At 63.3% G+C, this 16,251-nt stretch carries 18 protein-coding genes and 1 riboswitch; of the genes, 13 read left to right on the top strand and 5 right to left on the bottom strand.

Annotated features, from left to right (window positions below; translation table 11 throughout):
* Positions 1-8: 8 nt before the first annotated feature.
* The 10 genes from KR49_RS00425 to KR49_RS00380 all read left to right on the top strand — a co-directional run bounded on the left by KR49_RS00425 (position 9) and on the right by KR49_RS00380 (position 9,026).
* Positions 9-263 (top strand): hypothetical protein, encoded by a 255-nt coding sequence (locus KR49_RS00425; protein ID WP_084188069.1) that lies wholly within the window; start codon positions 9-11, stop codon positions 261-263.
* Positions 253-1,860 (top strand): CocE/NonD family hydrolase, encoded by a 1,608-nt coding sequence (locus KR49_RS00420; RefSeq protein ID WP_052378110.1) that lies wholly within the window; start codon positions 253-255, stop codon positions 1,858-1,860. Before KR49_RS00425 ends, KR49_RS00420 begins: the two co-directional genes overlap by 11 nt.
* 10 nt (positions 1,861-1,870) lie before the next feature.
* Complete coding sequence (locus KR49_RS00415; protein WP_052378109.1) at positions 1,871-2,566, top strand: DUF3887 domain-containing protein; 696 nt, start codon at positions 1,871-1,873, stop codon at positions 2,564-2,566.
* A gap of 61 nt (positions 2,567-2,627) precedes the next feature.
* Positions 2,628-4,922: a 1,4-alpha-glucan branching protein GlgB gene (gene glgB / locus KR49_RS00410; protein WP_043690575.1), complete on the top strand. Its 2,295-nt coding sequence runs from the start codon at positions 2,628-2,630 to the stop codon at positions 4,920-4,922.
* Positions 4,923-4,971: 49 nt separating this feature from the next.
* Positions 4,972-6,030 carry a uroporphyrinogen decarboxylase gene (hemE, locus tag KR49_RS00405; RefSeq protein ID WP_043690574.1) on the top strand — a complete coding sequence of 353 codons (1,059 nt, stop codon included), beginning with the start codon at positions 4,972-4,974 and terminating at the stop codon, positions 6,028-6,030.
* Positions 6,027-7,034, top strand: coding sequence for an NAD(P)-dependent oxidoreductase (locus KR49_RS00400; protein ID WP_043690571.1), 1,008 nt, complete (start codon positions 6,027-6,029; stop codon positions 7,032-7,034). Before hemE ends, KR49_RS00400 begins: the two co-directional genes overlap by 4 nt.
* Before the next feature lie 18 nt (positions 7,035-7,052).
* Complete coding sequence (petE, locus tag KR49_RS00395; protein WP_043690568.1) at positions 7,053-7,412, top strand: plastocyanin; 360 nt, start codon at positions 7,053-7,055, stop codon at positions 7,410-7,412.
* 131 nt (positions 7,413-7,543) lie between these two features.
* The gene (locus KR49_RS00390; protein ID WP_043690564.1) at positions 7,544-7,897 is read left to right on the top strand and encodes a c-type cytochrome; all 354 of its coding nucleotides are present in this window, start codon (positions 7,544-7,546) and stop codon (positions 7,895-7,897) included.
* A complete protein-coding gene (locus tag KR49_RS00385; protein ID WP_043690561.1) occupies positions 7,894-8,118 on the top strand; it encodes a Nif11-like leader peptide family natural product precursor in 225 nt (74 codons plus the stop codon). The genes KR49_RS00390 and KR49_RS00385 overlap by 4 nt, the downstream gene beginning before the upstream one ends.
* 47 nt (positions 8,119-8,165) lie before the next feature.
* On the top strand, positions 8,166-9,026 hold the full coding sequence (locus KR49_RS00380; RefSeq protein ID WP_043690557.1) for a phosphatase PAP2 family protein: 861 nt from the start codon (positions 8,166-8,168) through the stop codon (positions 9,024-9,026).
* Between the two features lie 5 nt (positions 9,027-9,031).
* Here the strand turns inward: KR49_RS00380 and KR49_RS00375 are convergent, their stop codons facing one another.
* Positions 9,032-9,229, bottom strand: a complete 198-nt coding sequence (locus KR49_RS00375) for a hypothetical protein (protein WP_043690554.1) — start codon at positions 9,227-9,229, stop codon at positions 9,032-9,034.
* Between the two features lie 146 nt (positions 9,230-9,375).
* Between KR49_RS00375 and clpB the strand changes: the two genes are divergently transcribed.
* Complete coding sequence (clpB, locus tag KR49_RS00370; protein WP_043690552.1) at positions 9,376-11,979, top strand: ATP-dependent chaperone ClpB; 2,604 nt, start codon at positions 9,376-9,378, stop codon at positions 11,977-11,979.
* A 7-nt stretch (positions 11,980-11,986) separates the two neighbouring features.
* Here clpB and KR49_RS00365 read toward each other — a convergent pair whose 3' ends face one another.
* Together KR49_RS00365 and KR49_RS00360 are read right to left on the bottom strand one after the other, a co-directional pair.
* Positions 11,987-12,598 carry a HupE/UreJ family protein gene (locus KR49_RS00365; protein ID WP_043696339.1) on the bottom strand — a complete coding sequence of 204 codons (612 nt, stop codon included), beginning with the start codon at positions 12,596-12,598 and terminating at the stop codon, positions 11,987-11,989.
* A 26-nt stretch (positions 12,599-12,624) separates the two neighbouring features.
* A riboswitch (cobalamin riboswitch) is annotated at positions 12,625-12,787 on the bottom strand.
* Positions 12,780-13,265, bottom strand: a complete 486-nt coding sequence (locus tag KR49_RS00360) for a 6-carboxytetrahydropterin synthase (RefSeq protein ID WP_043690549.1) — start codon at positions 13,263-13,265, stop codon at positions 12,780-12,782. (Overlaps the previous riboswitch by 8 nt.)
* Before the next feature lie 60 nt (positions 13,266-13,325).
* On the opposite strand from KR49_RS00360, the gene hisIE reads away from it, so the two are divergent.
* Positions 13,326-13,994 carry a bifunctional phosphoribosyl-AMP cyclohydrolase/phosphoribosyl-ATP diphosphatase HisIE gene (hisIE, locus tag KR49_RS00355; protein WP_043690547.1) on the top strand — a complete coding sequence of 223 codons (669 nt, stop codon included), beginning with the start codon at positions 13,326-13,328 and terminating at the stop codon, positions 13,992-13,994.
* Here the strand turns inward: hisIE and KR49_RS00350 are convergent, their stop codons facing one another.
* Entirely contained in the window at positions 13,995-14,627 is a 633-nt protein-coding gene (locus tag KR49_RS00350; protein ID WP_043690544.1) for a peptidase, read from the bottom strand.
* Positions 14,627-15,118, bottom strand: a complete 492-nt coding sequence (locus KR49_RS00345) for a DUF2214 family protein (RefSeq protein WP_043690542.1) — start codon at positions 15,116-15,118, stop codon at positions 14,627-14,629. The genes KR49_RS00350 and KR49_RS00345 overlap by 1 nt, the downstream gene beginning before the upstream one ends.
* Before the next feature lie 177 nt (positions 15,119-15,295).
* Here KR49_RS00345 and KR49_RS00340 point away from each other — a divergent pair, with 177 nt between their 5' ends.
* On the top strand, positions 15,296-16,222 hold the full coding sequence (locus KR49_RS00340) for a sigma-70 family RNA polymerase sigma factor (protein ID WP_043696336.1): 927 nt from the start codon (positions 15,296-15,298) through the stop codon (positions 16,220-16,222).
* Positions 16,223-16,251: the final 29 nt, after the last annotated feature.

Raw genomic sequence — 16,251 nt, 5'->3', positions numbered from 1 at the left:
GCGGTTTGATGCGCTGGATCGTCCTGGCCGTGGTGGGAGTTTCTCCCGTTGCCGCCGAATCGGAACTGCTCAACAGCGTCAAGCGCAACCCCTCAGAAGCCAGTGCCCTCTGCAGTTCCTTCCGCAGGCTGAACGGTAACGGCCAATCCGCCTACTCCAGTGAAACCACCCGGCTGATCGCGAGCCAGAGAAACCTCTCCACGACAGATGCCGAAGTGCTGATCACCTATGTCGTGGGGATGACCTGTCCGGATGTCCGCTGAGGGCGCTGAGCTGATCCCAGTCGCCGAACGTGAGGCCGAGCTGACGCTCAGCGACGGGGTGCGACTGCGCTCACACCTCTGGTACCCCCGCCATGGGGGACCCTGGCCAGCACTGTTGATGCGCCAGCCCTACGGACGAGCGATCGCCTCGACCGTGACCTACGCCCACCCCCGCTGGTGGGCGGAGCAGGGCTATCTGGTGGTCGTTCAGGACGTGCGCGGCCAGGGGGATTCCGAGGGACGTTTCGGAGGATTCGGGCAGGAGGCCTCAGACACGGCCGAAACCCACGCCTGGGTGCGCGCGCTGCCCGAGTGCAACGGGCTCCTCGGCTGCTACGGCTTCTCGTATCAGGGAGTGACCCAGCTGCTGGCACCAGACGATGCGCCGCCGCCGGAGTGCCTGGCGCCCGCCATGGCCGGTCTGGATGAACGGCAGCACTGGTGCAGCGAGGGTGGCGCCCACTGGTGGCATCTCGGACTGGGTTGGGGCCTGCAGCTGGCCGCCCTTCAGGCACGCCGGAAGGGCGATGAAGAGGCGTGGCTGACACTCCGACGCAGCCTTGAGCAGGGCAGCTATCTGCGGGAGGGCCGCACCCTGCTCGAACGTCACGATCCGGACGGGATGGCCTGCCGCTGGTTCCAGCAGGATCCGCTCACTCCCGACGCCTGGACGGTTCACACCGCCCCGCTGACTTGGCTGCAGCGACCGATGCTGCTGCTGGGGGGCTGGTGGGACCCGCATCTTCTGGGAATCCTCGACCTCTGGCAGCGCAGCACGGCTGCTGGCGGCGATCCCGAGCTGCACATCGGTCCCGCCAGTCACCTGCAGTGGTGGCCTCAGTCTCAGAGGCTGATGCTGCACTTCTTCGATCGCCACCTCAAGCTCTCAACCGACACCCCGACATCAGCGGCCTCGCCACGGTTCTGGGATCTGACCCGTCACGAATGGCAGGAGTCCCTCTGTGCCACGCAGCATTCCTGGCGGTTGCAGGGAGATGGACTGACCAGCATCGATCCGGAGAGCGGCACTCTGAAAGCACAGGAACCCGGACAGGGCACCGTGACCATCGTTCATGACCCGTGGCGGCCCGTGCCGGCCATCGGAGGGCACCTGAGTCCGGATCCAGGTCCGGCCGAGCGCAGTGCGATCGATCAACGCGCGGATGTGGCCACCTTCACCGGCGGCGAGGTCGGGCAGCCTGTTCAGCTGCAGGGGCAACCGGTTCTGACCCTGGATGCTTCTGCGGATCAACCCGGGTTTGATCTCTGTGTCGCCCTGTCCAGGATTCCCCGGGGGAGCTCCCAGGTGCAACAGCTCAGCACCGGAGTGCTGAGAGTGACCGGCGAACCGGCCCTGCTCTGCTCACAGCGCCGGATTCCGCTGCAACCGCTGCTGGCGACCCTGCATCCCGGCGACCGACTGCGGCTCTCGATCGCCGGCGCAGCCTGGCCAGCCGTGGGGGTCAATCCGGGAACACCCGAGGTCGCCAGTGGCCCCCCCGGCAGCCGACATCGGGTCGTGACCATGACACTCGAGCTTGCCGGCTCACACCTGTCGCTGATTCCGTTCGACTCCGGCAGAGTGATCACCGACTGATATCAACGATGTGAACCTGCTAGCCGGCCTGCTGGCCACGATCGTCGCCGCTGCTCCCGTTGCCGCCCAGCAGACCAACAAGACGGAGTTGACGCCTGCTCAGTCGACGGCCGCAACAGAACTGCTTCTCCAGGCCCTGAAAGAGCGTCAGGCTGCCGTGATTCACAGCAATTTGGCCGAGAGCGTCCGCAGCAGCATCGACGTGGCGACCATCCAGAAGCGACTGGACAGTCGCAAGGCGATCCTCTCGACCAAGGTGATCGGGGTGACCCCCGGTTACCGCACCACCACGGTGGATGCCGTTGTGAGCACGGCTGACGGTGAAAAGCCCATCCTGCTGATGCTGGATGACGACGGCAAACTGCTGGCCTGGAAATGGGCAGGCCAGATCGAGGGTCTCGAAGCGACGGCTCTGGATTTCGTGAAGGACCTGGCAGCCGGTCGCTGGGTCGTTGCCCGCTCGAAGCTCTCGCTCGACATGCAGAGCGAGCTGGCACCGGGTGACCTGGAGCGCAAGTGGACCAAACTCCAGAAGGTGTCCGGCGGATTCCGCCAGGTGAAGGACGCGGTGATCGCCAATCAGGGTGGAGAGCAGCAGCTCGTGCTCGTGGCGGTCGAGTTCATGAACACAACGTCCAATCTGTTCGTCATCTTTGACGGCAGTGGACGGATCATCAACGTCGACATCTCCGAGGAGTTCGTCTGATCCGACCGCGATCCCTGCTGATGAAATCCGCTTAACATCGCGCCCACTTCTCAGGTCTCTCATGGGTGGCGCGGCAGTCCTCGACTGGATGGTTCAGGACGGCGAACGACTGGCGAACTGCCGCCACGATCATCCCTTCGCGGTGCTCGGCCCCCAACCCCTGGAGGGTGACTGGATCGTCCGGGTCTGGATGCCGGAAGCCGAGACCGTGACCCTGCTGCTGGGCGATCAGCAGCTTCCGATGCAGTCGCCCCATCACCCCTGGGTGTTCGAGGCCAAGCTGAGCGAGAACCCCGGCAGCGACTACCGGGTTCGGGTGCTTCGCGGCGGCATCACCCATGAACAGCACGACCCCTGGGCCTTCCGGGGTGAATGGATGGGTGAGATGGACCGCCATCTCTTTGCCCAGGGCAACCATCACCACATCTGGGAACGGATGGGTGCTCATGTCACCGAACGGGATGGCGTCAGCGGCGTGATGTTCTGCCTCTGGGCTCCTCACGCCATGAGCGTGTCGATCCTCGGGGATCTCAATTCCTGGGACGGGCGTCACCATCCCATGCAGCAACGCCTCGGCGGCATCTGGGAACTGTTCATCCCCGGGCTGCCCGAGGGCTCCCTCTACAAATACGAGATCCGGACGCAGGAGGGGCACTGCTACCAGAAGGCCGATCCCTACGGCTTCCAGCACCAGGTCCGCCCGGAGAACAGTTCCGTTGTGGCCCACCTGAGCGGCTACAGCTGGGCGGATGGCGAATGGATGCGCCAGCGCGACAGCAGCAATGCCCTGGACCAGCCGATCTCCGTCTACGAGATGCATCTCGGCAGCTGGATCCACGCTTCAGCCGACGAGCCCTGGATCCAGCCGGACGGCACACCGCGCGCTCCGGTGCCTGCCGCCGACATGAAGCCAGGCGCACGCCTGCTCACCTACGCCGAACTGGCCGATCGCCTGATTCCGTACGTCAAGGCCCGCGGTTTCACCCATATCGAACTGATGCCGATCACCGAGCATCCCTTCGATGGTTCCTGGGGTTACCAGGTGACCGGCTGGTATGCGCCCACCAGCCGCTACGGCACCCCGGACGAGTTCCGGGCCTTCGTGGATCGCTGTCACGCGGAAGGCATCGGCGTGATCATCGACTGGGTACCGGGGCATTTCCCCAAGGACAGCCATGGACTGGCTTTCTTCGATGGCACCCATCTCTATGAACACGGCGATCCGCGCATCGGCGAACACAAGGAATGGGGAACGCTGATCTTCAACTACAGCCGCAACGAGGTGCGCAACTTCCTGGTTGCCAACCTGGTGTTCTGGTTCGAGCAGTTCCATATCGACGGCATCCGCGTCGACGCGGTCGCCTCGATGCTCTATCGCGACTATCTGCGTCCAGACGGTGAATGGCTTGCCAACGAACATGGCGGCCGTGAGAACACCGAAGCCGTGCGCTTCCTGCAACAGGCCAACCATGTCCTGTTCCAGCATTTCCCCGGGGCACTCTCCATCGCCGAGGAATCCACCACCTGGCCGATGGTGACGCAACCCACCGACATCGGCGGGCTGGGATTCAACCTGAAGTGGAACATGGGCTGGATGCACGACATGCTCGATTACTTCGAGCTGGATCCCTGGTTCCGCCAGTTCCACCAGAACAACATCACCTTCTCCATCTGGTACACCTACACGGAGAACTTCATGCTGGCGCTCAGCCATGATGAAGTGGTGCATGGAAAGAGCCATCTCCTGCACAAGATGCCTGGAGATGACTGGCAGAAATATGCCAACACCAGAGCTCTTCTCGCGTACATGTGGACGCACCCAGGCAAGAAAACCATCTTCATGGGGATGGAATTCGGGCAGCGCGCTGAATGGAATGTCTGGGGGGATCTGCAGTGGGACCTGCTCAACTACGACGCCCACCAGGGCATCCAGCGTCTCGTCGACGATCTGAATGTTCTCTACAAATCAGAACCTTCTCTCTGGAGAGACGACTTCGACCAGTACGGATTCCAGTGGATCGACTGCAACGACAATCGCCACTCCGTGATCAGTTTCATGCGTCGCGAAAGCACGGGCGGAAGCTGGTTGGTGGTGGTGGCGAACTTCACGCCGTCGAGTCACTCCAACTACCGCGTCGGTGTGCCGGTGGATGGCTTCTACGAAGAGATCTTCAACAGTGATGCGGCGCGTTACGGAGGCAGCAATCTCGGGAACATGGGCGGCAAATTCACCGAGGCATGCAACATCCACAGCTATGAGAATGCTCTGGATCTCTGCCTGCCGCCGCTGAGCGTCATGGTCTTCCGCCATGACCCCAAACGCAGCCTGCTCGCTGAGAAGAACAACGCCATGTGAAGTTGACGCACCAGCTCAGGTAGGTTGCCGGCTTGATCCCCAGACCCGGATGAGTGACTCCCTGCCCCTGCTGCTGCGTGCCGCGCGCGGTGAATCAGTGGAGCGTCCTCCGGTCTGGATGATGCGTCAGGCAGGCCGCTACATGAAGGTCTACCGGGACCTTCGCGACCGTCATCCCAGCTTCCGGGAACGCTCGGAGAACCCCGATCTCTCCTACGAGATCTCCATGCAGCCGTTCGAGGCCTTCCAGCCCGATGGAGTGATTCTGTTCTCCGACATCCTCACGCCGCTGCCGGGCATGGGGATCGACTTCGACATCGTGGAGAGCAAGGGGCCGCAGATCAATGACCCGATCCGCAACCTGTCCCAGGTGGAGGCCCTGAAGCCCCTGATCCCCGGCGAGAGCATGCCCTTCGTGGGCCAGGTACTCGGTCGGCTGCGGGAGAGCGTCGGCAACCGGGCTGCCGTGCTCGGCTTCGTGGGCGCCCCCTGGACCCTGGCCGCCTACGTGGTGGAAGGCAAGAGCAGCAAGAACTACGCCGTGATCAAGGCGATGGCGTTCCAGGAACCCGCGCTGCTCCACAGACTGCTGGACCACTTCGCCGAGTCGATCGCCAGCTATCTCCGCTACCAGATCGATTCCGGCGCCCAGGTGGTTCAGATGTTCGACTCCTGGGCCGGTCAGCTCAGCCCCGCCGATTACGACACGTTCGCCGCGCCGTATCAGAAGAAAGTTGTGGATCTGGTCAAGCAGACCCACCCCGATACACCGTTCATCCTCTACATCTCCGGCAGTGCCGGCGTGATCGAGCGGATGGCCACCACCGGTGTGGACATCATTTCCCTCGACTGGACGGTGGACATGGGTGAAGCCCTTGCGCGTCTGCCGGAGCACATCGGCGTTCAGGGCAACGTCGATCCCGGCCTGCTGTTCGGGACACCGGAGGCGATCCAGGCCCGCATCGATGACTGCGTGAGCAAGGCCCGCGGTCGCCGCCACATCCTCAACCTTGGCCACGGCATCCTGCCGGGGACGCCTGAGGAGAACGGCCGTGCCTTCTTCGAGGCCGGCAAATCCGTGATGGAGCGCATCGGGGCAGCCGCTTGACCCGGATCCTGGTCACCGGAGCCAGCGGCTGCGTTGGCCAATACGTCTCGCGCTGGCTTCTGGAGCACTCCGACGCGGAGCTGCTCCTCTGGCTGAGGGATCCCTCCAAGCTCACCGCGGTTGCGGCCGATCATCCAAGGATCCGGCTGCTGGTGGGAGATCTGCGCGAGACCGATCGCTTCGCGGCGGAGTTGTCGACGGTGAACCGAGTGATTCACACCGCCACCGCCTGGGGCGATCCGGAGCGGGCCGAACAAGTGAATGTCGTGGCGGTGAAGCGGATGCTGCAGCTGCTCGACCCGACGGTGATTGAGCAGGTCATCTACTTCTCCACCGCCAGCATCCTCGATCGCCATCTGCGACCGCTGCCTGAAGCTCTTGCCTACGGCACCGAGTACATCCAGACCAAAGCCCGCTGTCTCGAGGACCTGGAGCAGCACCCCCTGGCGTCACGGATCATCGCCGTCTTTCCCACCCTGGTCTTCGGTGGTCGGGTGGATGGCACCAGCCCCTTCCCCACCAGTTACCTCACCGAAGGGCTGGCGGAGGCCAGCCGCTGGCTCTGGCTGGCCCGATGGCTGCGGGCTGACGCCAGCTTCCACTTCATCCATGCCGAGGACATTGCCCGGATCTGCGGCCAGTTCGCCACACGCGCCCATGAAGCGAACCGTGAGCCCGGACAGGGCGCTCTGCGCCGGATCGTGATGGGGCAGCGGGCCATCTCCGTGGACGCTGCGGTGGCCACGATGTGCCGCTGGCGTGGGGTGGGCCGGACGCCGGGCATTCCGCTCTGGCCATGGCTGATCGAAACGCTCATCCGTGTGCTGCCGATCGAAGTGAATGCCTGGGATCGCTTCAGCATTCGTCAGCGCCACTTCATTCACGACCCCGTGAGCGCACCCGAGCGCTTCGGCGGGACCAGTCATGCCGCCACCCTGGAAACAGTTCTTAGCGATTCAGGCCTCCCAAACCGCGGCAAACCGAGAGCCACGCGTAAAGTCTGACCATCGTTTCTTCAGCCAATGCGGTCTGTCATTCGCACCTTCGCAGCTGCTTGCTGTGCCCTCCTGATGCTGATCGGCCTGAACGTCGGCAGCGCCCAGGCCTCCACCGTCGAGGTCAAGCTGGGTACCGATGCCGGCATGCTCGCCTTTGAGCCCGCCACCGTGACCATCAAGGCCGGTGACACCGTCAAGTTCATCAACAACAAGCTGGCTCCTCACAACGCCGTCTTCGATGGCCACGACGAGTACAGCCACTCCGACCTGGCTTTCGCACCCGGTGAATCCTGGGAAGAGACCTTCAGCGAGGCCGGCACCTTCGACTACTACTGCGAGCCCCACCGCGGAGCCGGCATGGTCGGCAAGGTGATCGTCGAGTGATCGATTCAGCGATCACACCTCGCTGACACCAAACCAGCTCGAAAACCCCGAATCTCTCCAGAACGGAGGGGTTCGGGGTTCTTTCATTTGATCCCTCCGCTGGATAGTTTGGGGTGAACCATTGAGATTGAATGGCTCGCATCGCAGGCCTGCTCACCTTGCTGCTCGCTCTGATCGTCGTGATGGCCCCCCAGGGGCCGGCCTTCGCGATCAGCACAGACCTCGAACGCGGTGAGCAGATCTTCTCCAGTAACTGCGCCGCCTGTCACATGGGCGGGGGCAATGTGATCCGCGCCAGTCGCACCCTCAAGATGCGCGATCTCAATTCCCATCTCGAGGCCTACCAACAGGATCCGCTGGAAGCGATCGAACACTCCATCGAAGACGGCAAGAACGCGATGCCGGCCTACGCCGGCGAGTTGAGCGAGGACGACATCATTGCTGTTGCCACCTATGTGGAGCAGCAGGCCGAGCTGGGCTGGTGAGTCGCGAAGCCCTGAAGGACTTTCTGCATGCGGTGGAGCGCAGCCCGCGACTGCGCCAGGCCGTTCAGTCCTGTGGCACGGATGATGCCCTGATCGAGCTGGCCACCAGCAACGGCTTTCAAGTGCGGAAGCTCGATCTCCTGCACGATGCCGAGGACACCCGAATCAGCGACTGGTTCGATCGCAGTGCCGTGAAACGGCACTTCCACATCTCCGGCTGATCCGGATCATCTGTCCGTTGCTAAAGGACGTGTAGGTCTCGTTCAGCATGCACAAGCTCAACCTCCTGGCGGGCCTTCCCGTCGCCCTTCTCCTGGTGGTCGTGGGGCTGCCACCCCGGAGAGCTCTGGCCGCCCCATCCGGCTCGGACTGCCTGATCGCCAGTGCAGATGTTCCCGAAATCCACAAGGGACTGCTCAAGGGATACCTGCCGGATAACGCCATGCCGGACAGCCTGCAGCTGCTTCCGCCGCCGCCGCAACTCGGCCAGCCGGAGCATGCCCTTGATGACACGGTCTCCCGCAGAAGCTTCCCTCTGCCCGGCACACCGCGCTGGAACCTCGCGGCTGCCGATGCAGACCTTGGATTCCCTCAGGCAGCCAGCACCTTCTCCTGCGCCATCGGCGCCCCCATCAGCGAAGAGGCCACACCAACGCTGGTGATGCTGCTGCGCCGAACGCTCACCGATGCAGGTCTCTCCACCTACAAAGCCAAGAACCACTACGGCAGGAAGCGCCCATTCCTTGTGAACGGGAAACCGATCTGTTCGCCTGAAGACCAGGCGAAGCTGACCACGGATCCGTCCTACCCATCCGGTCACACCGCTGTGGGCTGGGCCTGGGCCCTGATCCTCAGCGAGATGGTGCCGCAGCGCCGCAATGAAATCCTGGCTCGAGGTCTGGCGTACGGGGAGAGTCGCCACCTCTGCAACGTGCACTGGGCCAGTGATGTGATGAACGGGCAGCTGATGGGCGCCGCCGCTGTGGCCCTTCTGCATACCAATGCTGAATTCGAGGCTGATTTCATCGCTGCGAAGGCCGAAGTGAATGCCGCCAAAGCCAAGGGCCTGCCCCCCAGCCGGGACTGTGCCGCCGAAGCGGCGGCACTGGCCCAGCGCACCCGCCCCTGAACGGCTCAGGCCTGCCTGGCCAGCTTCAGCACCTCCAGATACAGCTGCTCATCGATCTCGCGGATGTCGTACTCCGTCGGCTTGACGCCGTGATGGTGCTCATGGACCACCATCCAGCAGCTGCGTTCCAGCTCGCCGCCGGCACTGGCGGCGAGCTCCAGACCCTTCTGCACGAGGGTCTCCACAAGCTGCTGATCGACCATTCCGACGCTGAAAGGTTCGGCGAACTCTAAAAACCGATTCCGGTTCACCGCCCGCTGGCGAAAGGGCCCCACCGGAGCCTTCGGTTTGCCGCCCCAGATCGCAGCGGGATCGCCATACGGTTTGCTCAGTTCGGGATCACTTCCCTATGCAACCCACGGCGGAACAGTTCACGGAAAAAGCCTGGGCCGCCGTTGTCGCTGCCCAGCAACTGGCCCAGTCGGCTCGCCATCAACAGCTGGAGAGCGAGCACCTGCTGCTCGCCCTGCTGCAGCAGAACGGCCTGGCCGGTCGCATCCTTCAAAAAGCCGGTGTCGACCCCAGCGGCTTCGAAACATCCGTGCAGGCCTACCTGAAGCGGCAGCCGAGCATGAACTCCCGACCGGAATCGGTCTTTCTCGGCCGCGGGGTGAACGGAGTGCTGGATCGGGCTGAATCCCAGCGCAACAGCTTCGGCGACAGCTACATCTCGATCGAACATCTGCTGCTCGCTCTCACCGAGGATGACCGCTGCGGCCGCCAGCTGCTCAACCAGGCGGGGGTGGACGCCGCCAAGCTGAAAGAAGCGATCACAGCCGTGCGGGGCAATCAGTCGGTGACCGACCAGAATCCGGAGGGGACCTACGAATCCCTCGAGAAATACGGCCGTGACCTCACGGCAGCGGCCCGCGACGGCAAGCTCGACCCGGTGATCGGTCGCGATGACGAAATCCGGCGCACCATTCAGATCCTCAGCCGACGCACCAAGAACAACCCTGTGCTGATCGGTGAACCAGGCGTCGGCAAGACGGCGATCGTGGAGGGACTGGCCCAGCGCATCGTCAACGGCGATGTTCCCTCAGCCCTGCAGAACCGGCAGCTCATCGCCCTCGACATGGGATCCCTGATCGCCGGTGCGAAATACCGCGGTGAATTCGAGGAGCGGCTCAAGGCCGTGCTCAAGGAGGTCACCGCCTCCGAGGGCCAGATCGTGCTGTTCATCGATGAGATCCACACCGTGGTGGGAGCCGGAGCCAGCGGCGGGGCCATGGATGCCAGCAACCTGCTGAAGCCAATGCTGGCCCGCGGAGAACTGCGCTGCATCGGAGCGACGACCCTGGATGAACACCGCCAGCACATCGAGAAGGATCCAGCCCTCGAGCGTCGGTTCCAGCAGGTGCTGGTGGATCAGCCCACCGTGGAGGACACCATCTCGATCCTCAGGGGACTCAAGGAGCGCTACGAGGTGCACCACGGCGTGCGCATCGCCGACAGCGCCCTGGTGGCAGCCGCGGTGCTGAGCAGCCGCTACATCGCGGACCGCTTCCTGCCGGACAAGGCCATTGATCTGGTGGACGAGTCCGCCGCCCGCCTCAAGATGGAGATCACCTCCAAACCGGAGGAGATCGATGAGATCGACCGGAAGATCCTGCAGCTGGAGATGGAGAAGCTCTCCCTCGGTCGGGAATCCGACAGTGCCAGCCAGGAACGTCTGCAGCGCCTCGAGCGTGAGCTGGCGGAACTGAGCGAGCAGCAGAGCACGCTCAATGCGCAATGGCAGCAGGAGAAAGGCGCCATCGACGACCTCTCTGCCCTGAAGGAGGAGATCGAACGGGTGCAGCTTCAGGTGGAGCAGGCCAAACGCAGCTACGACCTCAACAAGGCCGCGGAACTCGAGTACGGCACCCTGGCCGGTCTCCAGAAACAGCTGCAGGAGAAGGAACTTCAGCTCTCCGGAGACGAGGCGGGTGAGAAGACCCTGCTGCGTGAAGAGGTGAGCGAGGACGACATCGCTGAAGTGATCGCCAAGTGGACCGGCATTCCCGTGGCACGCCTGGTGCAGAGCGAGATGGAGAAGCTGCTCCAGCTCGAGGACGACCTGCATCAGCGCGTCATCGGGCAGGACGAGGCTGTGACCGCCGTGGCTGATGCGATCCAGCGGTCCCGGGCAGGCCTCAGCGACCCCAACCGTCCGATCGCCAGCTTCCTGTTCCTCGGTCCCACCGGAGTCGGCAAGACGGAACTGTCGAAAGCCCTGGCCAACCGTCTTTTCGACAGTGACGACGCGATGGTGCGCATCGACATGTCGGAGTACATGGAGAAGCACACCGTGAGCCGTCTGATCGGCGCACCTCCGGGCTACGTGGGCTATGAGGCGGGTGGTCAGCTCACGGAAGCGGTTCGCCGCAGGCCCTACGCGGTGATCCTCTTCGACGAGGTGGAGAAGGCTCACCCCGACGTGTTCAACGTGATGCTGCAGATCCTTGATGACGGGCGGGTCACCGACGGTCAGGGACGCACGGTGGACTTCACCAACACGGTGCTGATCCTCACCAGCAACATCGGCAGCCAATCGATCCTGGAGCTGGCCGGGAACCCGGATCAGCACGGAGAGATGGAACGACGGGTGAATGAGGCCCTGCGCGGCCACTTCCGACCTGAGTTCCTCAACCGTCTGGACGATCAGATCATCTTCCGCAGCCTCGACCGGCAGGAACTCCGCCAGATCGTGAGCCTGCAGGTGGAACGGCTGCGACAGCGCCTGGAGGAGCGCAAGCTGGACCTGCAGCTAAGCGAAAGCGCCTCGGACTGGCTCGCCAATGTCGGTTACGACCCGGTGTACGGGGCGAGACCTCTGAAGCGGGCGATTCAGCGGGAACTGGAGACCCCGATCGCCAAGGCCATCCTCGGGGGACGCTTCAGCGAAGGCCAACGGATCTCCGTGGAGGTCGAGGCGGCCGGGGTCGAAGCCGAGCGATTGGTGCTCAGCTGATCTGCGCTCAGGGAACAAGCAGCGACCAGGTGAAGGCGGCGCCGATGCCGATCCAGACACCGGCGGCGATCTGGCGCCCGTTGCTGCCGACCCCCTCCAGCAGACGGCTGGAGACACCGGTGACGGCCAGCAGCAGCACACCCTGACCGATCAGCAGCCCGAGGCCATAGGCGAACAGCGGAGCCGGCTCAGCGCCGATCACAGCTCCGCCCAGCAGGTATCCGTGCAGGCTGATGGCCGGCAGCAGCAGCCACACCGGCAGGCGTCCGAGGATCACCAGACCTTCGAGCACGAGAGTGAGGGAGACGCAGGCCTCCGCGGCGGTCTCAAGCGCTGACGGCAGAGGAACCAACTGGGAAACGAGACTGCCGCCCAGGCCCAGAGCCAGCAGCGGAAGCACCCAGCGACGGGGCTGACGCAGACCCACAAGAGCGATGGCCAGCAGAAACAACAGATGGTCGGGCCCCAGCAGAGGGTGACCGATCCCGCTGATCACGCCCTGCCAGGCGGTGATTCCGGATCCCTCCGGCATGCCGAAGGGGTGATGGGCCAGGGCGGGAGTCGCGGCGAGCAGAGACAGCAGCGACAGCCCCAGACAGGGCCCAGCCCTGCGGATCATCTGGTTGGAATGCATCGTGTTCGATCCTCGTCGATGAAGAAGTCGGCGGGCGTTCTGACTGACGACGGATCGGCCGGACTGACCGATGGAATCGCTTCACAGCTGCGGGACAGCGCCGGATTTTCACCGGTCTTTCCCCGTTACCTCCAACAGCTGATCTCTGCTGGAACCGAGCACTTCGTTATAGCTGAGTGGATTCATTCCCAAACCATTCCGGAACAGAGCTGTAGGTGGCGGCATTGCGTTCGTTCTCACGCGCCTCCACCGCCCAGCAGCAGGTGCGGCCCAGATCACGTTCCTGAAGCAGCTGATTGGCCCAGCTCCAGACCAGTTCCGCGGTGGTTTCCATCCCAACGTTCGTCATCACACGCAGATCAAGAGCGCCGAGCTCGTGCAGGCGCTGCCATTCCTCCAGCAACGGATCGTCTTCGTTGACGAGGAAAGTGTGGTCAAAGTGATCACGCAGGCGCTGCTCAAAGCCTTTCAGGCCCGAGAAATCCACCACAAAACCGCAGACATCGAGCTGACGGGCCGCGAACCAGAGCGTGAAACTGCGGCTGTAACCGTGAACGAAGCGGCAATGGCCCGGATGACGCCATTGCCGATGACAGCAGGGATACCCCTCGAACCGCTTGCTGCAGACGTGACGGGAGGGAGGGGTCAGCACAAATCAAATGAGGGAGGACGCTGCAGGAAGATCGGAACAGTGCTTGAAGCATGAGGCCTGATGCAGCCCTCCAGCCCCGCCTTCATCAACCAACTCCGTTTTAACGACGCCGGCTTGCTGCCAGCTGTCGCGCAGGACTGGCTTGACGGAGCCGTTCTCATGGTGGCCTGGATGAACCGGGAGTCGATCGAGCACACCCTGCGCAGCGGAGAGGTGCACTACTGGAGCCGGTCCCGCGCCGAGCTCTGGCACAAGGGAGCCACCAGCGGCCACACCCAGATCCTGCGGGGCCTTCGGTACGACTGCGACGCCGACGTGCTGCTGCTGAGCATTGAACAGACCGGAGATGTGGCCTGTCACACCGGGGCCCGAAGCTGTTTCTACGAGGCCGGCGACACCCGCAGCGACGGAGGCAGCGACGCCCTGCCGCCTCCAGCGGATGCCTGCACGGAGCTGTATCGGGTGATCCGTGGCCGGCAGAGCCAACCGGAGGAGGGCAGCTACACGAACAAGCTTCTGAGTGGCGGTGACAACCGGATCCTCAAGAAGATCGGCGAGGAAAGCGCTGAGTTCGTCATGGCCTGCAAGGACGATGTGCGCGAGGAGATCGCCGGTGAAGCCGCCGATCTGATCTTTCATATCCAGGTGGCCCTGGCTCACCACGGCGTCAGCTGGCGGGAGGTGCAGGAGGTGCTGGCGGCGCGGCGTGGAGCTCCGCGCCGCCCTTGATCACTGGCCGGTGATCGGGCCGAAGCGGTTGGGCTGAGTCCGCACCCAAGACAGGGTCTGACGATCGCGATCGCTGGGCGTGAGCACCGGATCGGCTCCTTGATGCACAGCCAGGGCATCAAGGGAATCATCGCTGTGGCCCCAGAGCCCGAAGGCATGGCCGAGCTCATGCAGAGCCGTGGCCTCCAGCGCCTGGGCACGAAGCTCCGGCGAAATCAGCAGCTCAACCAGCGGTTCCCGGCGGCGCTGGCCGGCACGGTTGAGTTCCGCCAGCCGCAGCACGCTGCGTCCGTTGCTGGCTCTCCATCCGGTGTCGGTGCGACGCCGTGGAGGTCGCTGGCGAAGGATGCGGATCTGCGCACGCTCAGGCTGATCCACCAGCACCACAGGAACCTGCTGACGCCAACGGGAGAGTGCGGTGTCGACAGCGCGACGCCAGCGCACACTCCAGCGGTCCGCGGGGTCAGGGACCGGTTCGATCCAGAGGCACCAGCGGGGGAGACTCGGCAGGCCAAAGGCCGTGGTGGCGAGGCGCTTGGCGTAACCAGGCGCCTCACCCTCCCGTGACTGAGCCTGCAGAGGCTGCTTCAGAAGGCGGATCTCAGCAGCGGGAGGACAGGGCTCAGCCTGCATCAGGCCGCCGGCAGGCCAACCCCTCGGGCCATCAGCGTGGCCAGCATCGGGATGGAGGCGAAGCCGAGCAACTCGATGTTGATGATCCAGCTCAGGCGTCCGGCCAGAGCCTCGCTCACCTTGGGAAGTTCACCCTTGCGCAGTGGGATCGCCCAGAGGATGTAGGTGATGGTCGGATACAGCGACAGCGCACCGACGGAGAGGTAAATGCCGACCTTCCACCAGAACAGTGGATTCTCCGTGTAGAAGGCTGAACCCTGCCCGAAGTGGATCACCCGCAGGATGCCGCTCACCAGGAGAGCCAACGCTGCAATGCCGTAAACGATGTCGGTGATCACCATGGCCGTGGCCTCGCCACGGTCGGGATTCGCCTTGATCAGACGCCTCTCCAGCACGAGAGCGCCGAAGCAGACCATGAAGCTGAGGTAATGGACGTAGGCGACGCCAGCATTTTTGGCGACATCCGTTGTGAGCGCGACCGCCAGTGTCATGAAAACAGGGACGACAACGGCGCGACCCTAGCGGCATACAGCCTCACAACTGCTGATTATCTTCAGCAAGAAGAAGAAACACTTTAACTATGGATAAAAAGTGAATTCCGCAGTCTTTATTACACCCACCAAATGAAAACACTTTGGTTCTAAGTTCAATTGAGTGATCGCGTCATGATGGTGAGCTCACTAAGTGCTTTTCTTGGAGAAATCGGCCGCCACCAGCTGCTGACCCCGGAACAGGAACTGATGATGGGGAGAAAGGTTCAGGCGATGGTTGCCATCACTGAACGTTGTCATCTTGCAGGCGGATCCGGGCCAGCATGCGACTACAACGATGAAGAAAAAGTGGTGATTCGCCGCGGCGAGCGTGCGAAAAATCAAATGATCACCTCCAATCTGCGTCTGGTTGTCAATCTGGCCAAGCGCTACCAGGGCAAAGGCCTTGATCTGCTTGATCTGATCCAGGAAGGCACCCTCGGGCTCACCCGCGCCGTTGAGAAATACGATCCAACCCGCGGACATCGCTTCTCCACCTATGCCTACTGGTGGATTCGCCAGGGCCTGAACCGAGCGCTGTCGACGCAGAGCAGAACGATCAGGATCCCGGTCAACGTCAACGAAAAACTGACCAAACTGCGTGCCGCCAAAGCACGCCTGATGCAGCGCAACGGTCTCACCCCAACGACCGAACAGCTGTCTGAATTCATGGCGATCCCTGTGGCCGAAGTCGAGGATCTGCTCGCCTGCGAACTGCGCAGCGTCACCGTGAGCCTGCAGGGAGTGGTCAAGTCGAAATCAGACCCCTCGGAGCTGGTCGACGTGTTGCCCAGCGATGAACTTCCCCCGATGGAACGCGCGGAGATCGCCGAACGCTCCGCTTCGGTCTGGACTCTGCTGAGCAAAGCCAACCTCACCCCGAAGGAACGGACGGTGGTGACCCTGCGTTTCGGCCTCGACGGCTCCAACGAGTGGCGCACCCTTGCCGAGGTGGCCCGTCACATGAACTGCTCTCGGGAGTACTGCCGGCAGGTCGTGCAGCGGGCCCTGCGCAAGCTCCGCAAGACGGGCATTCAGAGCGGTCTCGTGGAATCCGCACTCTGAGGGTGAGGGCGACCCCATCGCCAAAGACG

Origin of the sequence: Synechococcus sp. KORDI-49 (assembly GCF_000737575.1) — a bacterium.
In the GTDB taxonomy this organism is placed as follows: Bacteria; Cyanobacteriota; Cyanobacteriia; order PCC-6307; family Cyanobiaceae; genus Parasynechococcus.
This window is presented reverse-complemented; position numbering and strand designations above follow the sequence as displayed.